We start from the raw sequence: 7530 nt of genomic DNA, 5'->3' as shown, positions 1-7530 counted from the left end.
GCCAGCAGGCCGCGCAGCGCGCCCGTGCCAAACCCGCGCTGGCGCAGCGCGCCTACGGCGCCGCCGGCTTCCACGTGCACGCGTACGCCTTGCGCCGCCAGCCGCTCACGGAACGGGCCGTCATCGAGCAGCACCACTTCGCTGTCATGGCTACGATGCCGCGCGATATCGAGCAGGCTGAGCTGTGCGCCGCCGATCTGGCCGCTCTGGTCGACGAAGAGCACCCGCTGGCGGGCCGATTGCGCCGGGCGGGTGGCCTCGGTGCCGTGCGCCAGCAGGTTGACGTGGAGCATGCGTGGGGGGTCCTGTTCAGCCATGGCGCGCCAGCTCCTTGGTGGGCTCGGTCACGCCGGCAACGGGAAGCGGGGTGGATTGGGTGGATTGGGTGGGCGAGGTGTGCTGGGGCTGGCGCACCGCGGCCAGCAATTCTGTATAGATCGCGCCGTAGTCGCGCTCCACGCGGTCCACGCGCAGCCAGTCGATGTCCTGCGCGGCGCGCGCGCGCCAGCCGTCGAGCGTGGCGCGGTCGCGCAGCAGGTTGGACAGCGCCTCGCCCAGCAGGCGGGGCCGCTGGGCCGGCACGATCAGGCCCGCCGCGCCGTAGCCGAGCGCCTCTGGCACGCCGCCCACCGCCGTGGCGACGATGGCGCAGCCGGCCTCGCGGGCTTCGCTCAGCACCAGCGGGAACGATTCCGAGTGCGAGGCCAGCACGAACACGTCGGCGGCCCGCATCCATGGCCGGGGGTCGCGCGCGAAGCCGGGCAGGTGCACGGCGTCGCTGACGCCCAGGTCTTCCGCCAGCCGCACGCAGGCGGCGCGGTCCGGGCCGTTGCCGACCAGATAGAGCTGCGCACCCGGCACGGCGCGGTGCACATCGGCGAAGGCATCGATCAGGTCGAGCACGCCCTTGCGCGCATAGAGGCCGGATACCGTGACGATCGACGGGCCGGCCAGCGCCTTCATCGCATTCGGGGCCGCCGGCAGCCGCGCCAGCCGCGCCGAGCCGATGGTGCCGTTGCGTACCACGCGGATCTTGTCCCTCGGAATGCCGCGCCCGATCATCGACGCCGCCACGGCGCCGCTGACGGCCACCACGCGGTCGCCCAGGCGCATCAGGTCGGAACTGCGCTGGAATTCGTTGTGGACCGTGGTCACCAGCGCGTAGGGCCCGCCGCCCGCGCGGCGCGCCAGCGCGCCGACCAGGGCGCCGGACACCATATGCGCATGGACGATCTCGGGCGCCATCTCGCGCGTCAGCCGGCGCAGCTCGCGCACCGCCAGCGGCAGGGCGAGTGGCTTGCGCTGCGCCAGCGTCACGTGCCGCACGCCCGAGCCGGCCAGCAGCTCGCCAAACCCGCATTCGGCGGAAGCGATGGTGACCGAGTGCCCGGCCGCGGCCTGCGCCACCGCCAGATCCACCATGACGTTCACGATGCCGTTGCCGACATCGCGGGCGTGGTTGGCCAGGTGAAGGATCCTCATGTCTTCCCTTCGTGGTTAGCGGGCGCGGCGACATCCGGTGCCGCGCTGTCAGGCGTGGGGCGCGGCGACACGCGCCGCCAGGCCGATTTCGCCACATCCCGGAACGTGGCCGAGCTGTGCAGCGACCATCCCATGTTGCAGAGGGCGAGCGCCGTGCCCGCCGCCAGGCAAGGGAGCCAGCCGTTCACGTGCGATGCCAGCAGCAGCGCCAGCGCCACGAACACCAGATGCGGCGCCATCTCGTGCACCAGCGGCCGTGCGCGCATGCCGCAGAGCCGCAGCAGCGCCGCATACTCGGCCACGCCGCGCACCAGCACCGCCATCACCGCGCCCTGGATGCCGAACAGGTAGACCCCGCCCCACAGCAGCAGCGCAAACGCCGGCAGCAGCAGCAGCGACACGTGCGCCACACCCGCCTCCTTGCCTTGGGCCAGCATGAGGTTGCGCGCCACGGTCGTCTGTCCGCCAAGCCACACACCCAGCACCATGATCCGGCCGATCTCCCCCGAGCTGGACGACAGCTCCTGCCCCACCCACGAGCGCAGGAACGGCTCCAGCACGAACAGCGCGCCAATCGTCACCGGCGTGAGCAGCGTCTGGAGGAAGCCGAGCGCGTGATGGGCGATCTCCACCGCCTCCTCGCGCCGCGCGGCGGCCAGGCGCGGGAACAGCGTGCGCGAGAGCGCACCCGAGAGCAGGTTCAGCCGCGAGACCAGGTTCTGCGGCACCGCGTAGTAGGTGACGAAGCGCGGCGGCTGCAGCGCGCCCACCACCACGCGGTCCAGCGACTCGCCGATCATGTTGGCCGCCACGGTCAGCTGCAGCCAGCGGCCGTAGCCGAACAGGGCGCGCACGCAGGCGCGCTGGGCCCGCTGCACCGTGTCGATCTCCAGCACGCGCACCGCCGCCACGCCCAGCATCAGCGCGCTCACGGCCCGGGCGATGACCGCCGTGCACAGCGCCACCTGCAGGGTCGGCGCCAGCACGAACGCCGCCGTCACGGGCAGCACCTGGAACATCACCGTGCCGATGGTCTGGTTGATGTTGAAGACCGAAAAGCGCTCCGCCGCGCTGATCGCCCCGGCAAAGACCAGCGCCACGTTGCCGACCGGGATCGACAGCGCGATCCACGGCAGCGCCCGCGTCACCTCGTTCAGCAGCGCCTCGGGCGCGTGCGTGGCCCAATGGAAATAGGCGCCGGCCACGCCCCAGAGGATCACCGCGCCGATCAGCCCGGTCACCAGGCTGGTCCAGAGCGCGCTCCAGAACGTCAGGGCGATGTCGGCGCGGTCGGCGCTGGCCAGCGCGCGGGCGATGCGCTTCTCGCTGGCCAGGCTGATGCCGAAGTCGCACAGCGTGAAATAGCCCACCAGTACCCAGACCAGCGTCATCACGCCGAAGCGGTCCACGCCCAGCACCTTGATATAGAGCGGCACGGTGACCAGCGACACCAGCGTCGGCAAGGCGAGCCCGGTCAGGTTGATCAGCAGGTTGCGCCGCAGCGTCACGTCCATCATGGGCGCTTTGCCTCCCCGGCCGGTGCCGGTGTCGGCGCCGGTGCCGGGCGCCAGCGGTACATCAGGTTCTTGCCACGCGCGTCTTCCTCGACGAAGACCACGTACTCGCCGTTGGCGCGGCGCAGCGCGGTGATGCCCATCGGCACATCGACCCAGCCGCTCTCGCCGCCCACCTCGCCGCCGGGCGTCATCACGCCGATTTGCCGTCCGGTTCGGTTCTCCAGCACCCGCACGTGGGCCTTTTCCGCCTCGACCAGGAACATGTAGTCGCCGGCCACGGCGATGCCCTCGATGCCCTGCGTGGGGCGCCGGCCCGGCAGGCTGTCCACCTCCACCACGTAGCGCGGCTTGCGCACGGTGTTGCGGCTGGTGCCGCGCCAGTTGTCGTAGCGCGCCACCACACGCCCGATCGAGTCCCACTGGCCGGGGTCATAGGGCTTGGCGGCCGTGGCGCCGGTCAGGTACATGGTGTCGGTCTCCGGGAAATATTGCAGGCGCTGCACCTTGGTGAACGGCGCCGGCATCGGCTCGCGCTCCACGGTGTCGAAGCTGTAGTCGGGGTTGCCCTGGCGATCCAGCCCGCGCAGGCGGAAGCGGCGGATGCCCTGGTCGTAGGAGCCGGCCCAGACGTCGCCCCGGTCGTCCACCCACCAGGCCTGCATCGCCGGAGCGTCGCGGCCGCCGTTACGCTCGAACTCGTTGGCCTGGAAGCGGGAATCGCCGTTGTCGTCGTGCCAGATCCATTCGCCGGACGGCGGCTGGAACGGCGGCCAGTTGCCCTCGATGCGCCGGGTCGAGATGAACCCGGCCGGCACGGCCAGCTCCGAGCGGGCCGGGTCGAAGCGATAGATCTTCAGGTACTTGGCGTGGCGGTCCGTGAAGAAGCCGAACAGCCGGCCCTGGATGCGCCGCATCAGCGGAAAGCCGCGCCCCTCGGGGCCCGCCGCGAAGGCGGCGTCCTGCGGGTAGCGGAACGGGTCCTGCGTGATGCCGGTGTAGCGCCACTCGCTGCCGGGGTCCATGTGGTCAAAGTCGAGCCGGAAGCGCCGGGTGCCGGTATAGGCCCAGCCGGGGTCGGCGGGATCGACGTGCACGGTGTCGAGGAACAGCAGGCCCTCCAGCCGCCAGCGCGGCTTGGCATCCGGCGTGTAGCTCTCGATCACGGCGCCGTAGTGGTACGGGCGGTGCCCCACCGGGCGCGGACCCATGCCGCTCATCGCCACGTAGATATTGCCCTTGCGATCCAGGCCCACGCTGGTCAGGCCCTGGAAGCGCAGCGGCCCCACGCTGCCCGCGCGCGCCCCGTTGCGGGTGCTGTAGGCGCCGCCGCGCTCGCCCAGCTCACCCGCCGGGGTCACGGTGTTGCCGTCCACCTGGAACCAGAGCAGGTTCTGGTTCGGACCGTTGTCGGCGATCAGCAGGCGGCCGTCCACGCCCACCGCCACGTCCACCGGCAGGGTACCGGCCGGCAGCGGCACCTGCGCGGTGCGCTTGCCGTCGGCGTCGAAGCGCACCACCTGCCGGCCCTGCGTGCCCGTCGTGCGCAGGATCACCCACAGGTTGCCGGCGCCATCCGGCGTCATCTTGCCCGGCTGCTCGGCCTCCCAGGCGCCCAGCCGGCGCATGGTGCGGGTGTCGAAGCGGTCGATGCGGTTGCGCAGCGGCGTGGCCGCGTACAGCACGTTGTTCTGCACAGCCAGGCCGCGCACCGCGGCGTCCTCGCCCTCGCGCACGGCGGTGATGCGCAGGAAGCTGTTCAGCACCGGGCTCGGGTTCACGTCGTCCGAATTGCCCACGCCGCCCTCGAACGGCGCGCCGCGCTGCAGGCGGTCGAGTTCGCGCCGCATCAGGCCGAACCAGACCGTGTTCTTCTCCGGATAGCCGGGCCGGTTGGCCAGCTTGCCGCCGGCATTCTCGATGCGCGCCGCCGTGAAGGCATAGCCGTCGCCCACGGCAATCGCGTCGCCGCCGAAGTTGCCCCAGCCGTGCGTGTGGTCGCCCACGCCCTCGACCTTGCCGTCGCGGATCAGCGTGATTTCGCCGCCGGCCTCGTCCCACTCCGTATTGGTCACCACCACGCCTTCCGGCGTGACGGCGATGTCCTCCACGGCGTTGGGCACCCAGCGGCCATTGCCAAACCCCAGCGTATTGCCGACCCAGGACGTGCGGTAGTCGAGCCCCGCCGCCCCGGCCGGTGCCACGGGTGCGCACAGCAGCAGGAGGGCGATCAGCCCCAGCGTGGCGAGGAAGGAACCCAAACGTGTCTGGCCTGGCCGGGGCACGCACGCGGGCGGCACCCGGTGCGCATCAGCCATCGCGCCACCCCGCAAAGCCGTCGAGCTGGTCGTCACGCACGGGCCGGGACGCACCGTCGCCCCCGCCGGACGACTTCCCCCCGGCGGCCATGGCCTGCGCCCGCGCCACGAAGCCCAGCAGCGCCTCGCGGAACTGGTCGGCCGAGAACTGCTCGGCGTTGAGCCGGCAATACTCGGGGCGGAAGAGTTCGGGCTGGCGCTCGAAGCGCTCCACGGCGTCGATGATCGCCGGCACGCTCTGTTCGGCAAAGAACAGGCCGGTGGGCATGGCGCTTTGCTCGTCACGCACCGTCTCGAGCGCGCCGCCCCGGCCATAGGCGATGACCGGCGTGCCACAGGCCTGCGCCTCCACTACCGAGATGCCGAAGTCCTCCTCGGCCGCGAACAGGAAGGCGCGCGCCTGCTGCATGGTGCGGCGCATGGCCTCGAACGGCAGGTGGCCCATCACCTGCACATTGGGCCCCGCCGCCTGGCGCACCTTGTCCAGCTCCGGCCCGGTGCCAACGATGACCAGCTTGCGGTCCGGCATCCTGGCGAAGGCCTCGGCAATCAGCGGCACGCGCTTGTAGGGCACCAGCCGGGACACCGTGACGTAGTAGTCCTCGCGCGGGCCGCCCGGCACGAAGGCTTCCACGTCCACGGGCGGATGGATCACGCTGGCATGGCGGCCGTAGATCTTGCGGATGCGCCGCCCCACGAACGCCGAGTTGGCGATGTAATGGTCCACGCCATCGCGCGTGCGGGCGTCCCAGTTGCGGATGTAGTGCAGCAGCATCCGCGCCAGCACCGAGCGCAGCCCGTATTGCAGGTTGCTCTCGCGCAGGTACTGGTGCTGGAGGTCCCACGCATAGCGGATCGGCGTGTGGACGTAGCTGATATGGAGCTGGTCCGGGCCGGTCAGCACGCCTTTGGCCACCGCGTGGGAGCTGGAGATCACCAGGTCGTAGCCGGATACATCGAGCTGCTCGATGGCGAGCGGCATCAGCGGCAGGTAGCCGCGATAGCGCGTGCGCGCAAACGGCAGCCGCTGGATGAACGAGGTGGTGACTGGGCGGCCCTGCAGGAAGGCGCGCTCCTCGGCGAAGTCGATCAGGCTGAACACGTCCGCCCCGGGAAAGCAGCGCAGGATCTGCTCGAGCACCCGCTCGGCGCCGGCGTACGCCACCAGCCAGTCATGGACCACTGCGACTTTCATCTTGGCTCCCTCGATCCTGCTCGCTGGTTCATTCGCATCGATTGACCGCCTCGCGGTACACCTGGGCCACCTTCGCGGCGATGACCGGCACGTCGAAGCGCTCACGCGCGTACTGGCGGCACGCTTCGGCGTCGGGCAGGCGCAGGGTGCCGCGCAGCGCGTCGGTCACGCCAGCCGCCAGCGCGGTGGGCCCGCTGGCCGGCAGCACCAGCGCTTCGGACAGCTCGCGCACCGCCTCGGGCAGCCCGCCCACCGGCGTCACCAGCACCGGCGTGCCGGCGGCGAGCGACTCCACCGTGGTCAGGCCAAAGCCCTCCAGCGTCAGCGTGGGCACCACGCTCAGGTCTGCCGCGCGGTAGACCAGCGGCAACTGGGCATCCGGCAGCGCGCCGAGCAGCCGCACATGATCCTGGAGGCCGATCGCCGCGATGCGCTCGCGCAGCTCCGCGTCCAGCGTGCCGCGCCCGACGATCAGCAGCAGCGCATCCGGCACGCTGCGGCGCACGGTCGCCATGGCATCGACCAGGTCTTCCAGCCCCATGCGCCGCACCAGCCGCCGCAGCGTCAGCACGATCGGCCGGTCGGTGGGCAGGTTCAGCGCCTGGCGCGCGGTGCGGCGGTCCATCGGCACGCCAAAGCGCCCCGCATCGACACAGCCCGGCACGATGCGGATGCGCGCCGGGTCCACGCCATAGCGCGTTTGCAGCACCCGGCCGAAGGCCATCGACAGCACGATATGCAGCTGGCAGCGCGTGTAGACCGCTGCCTCCACGTGATGCTGGATGCGGCTGGCGAGGTCGGCCACGCCCTCGGCGGTGTTCTCGGCGGCCCAGGGGCCGTGGAAGTGCATCACCTTGGGGTAGTCGCGGATCAGGTCCAGCCCGGGCAGCGTGTAGAGCGCGAAGTGCGAGGCGATGACGTCGGGCTTCTCGCGGGCGAGCCGGTCCCGCAGCATGCGGCGCGCGCGCAGCAGCCGGGCCGGCACGCTGGCCCCCGGCTGGGCGAAGGCGGCGATGGCGCC

Annotated in this window: 4 protein-coding genes and 2 pseudogenes; all 6 read right to left on the bottom strand. The window is 71.5% G+C overall.

Features of this window, described 5'->3' with window-relative positions; translation table 11 throughout:
• Window positions 1–317 (bottom strand): annotated as a pseudogene (locus tag KHO18_RS27670) (glycosyl transferase family 1); the annotation flags it as partial.
• Entirely contained in the window at window positions 310–1482 is a 1173-nt protein-coding gene (locus KHO18_RS27665) for a glycosyltransferase (RefSeq protein WP_144201106.1), read from the bottom strand. The gene KHO18_RS27665 and the pseudogene KHO18_RS27670, both read right to left, overlap by 8 nt.
• Window positions 1479–2999 carry an oligosaccharide flippase family protein gene (locus KHO18_RS27660; protein ID WP_144201104.1) on the bottom strand — a complete coding sequence of 507 codons (1521 nt, stop codon included), beginning with the start codon at window positions 2997–2999 and terminating at the stop codon, window positions 1479–1481. Before KHO18_RS27660 ends, KHO18_RS27665 begins: the two co-directional genes overlap by 4 nt.
• A complete protein-coding gene (locus KHO18_RS27655; protein ID WP_144201102.1) occupies window positions 2996–5257 on the bottom strand; it encodes an NHL repeat-containing protein in 2262 nt (753 codons plus the stop codon). Before KHO18_RS27655 ends, KHO18_RS27660 begins: the two co-directional genes overlap by 4 nt.
• Window positions 5258–5411: 154 nt before the next feature.
• Window positions 5412–6614: pseudogene (locus KHO18_RS27650) on the bottom strand (glycosyltransferase family 4 protein); the annotation flags it as partial.
• The coding region (locus KHO18_RS27645; protein ID WP_409365110.1) for a glycosyltransferase family 4 protein at window positions 6538–7530 on the bottom strand (993 nt) is incomplete at its 5' end. The gene KHO18_RS27645 and the pseudogene KHO18_RS27650, both read right to left, overlap by 77 nt.

The sequence above is a fragment of the Cupriavidus campinensis genome, from assembly GCF_905397395.1.
Lineage (GTDB): Bacteria > Pseudomonadota > Gammaproteobacteria > Burkholderiales > Burkholderiaceae > Cupriavidus > Cupriavidus campinensis.
Note: the sequence above shows the minus strand (reverse complement) of the source record. Positions and strands in the feature narration are given on the sequence as shown.

Excerpts from the sequence above, each read along its gene's own strand:
- KHO18_RS27665 (WP_144201106.1), bottom strand. The coding sequence starts at position 1,482 with ATGAGGATCCTTCACCTGGCCAACCACGCCCGCGATGTCGGCAACGGC.
- KHO18_RS27660 (WP_144201104.1), bottom strand. The coding sequence starts at position 2,999 with ATGATGGACGTGACGCTGCGGCGCAACCTGCTGATCAACCTGACCGGG.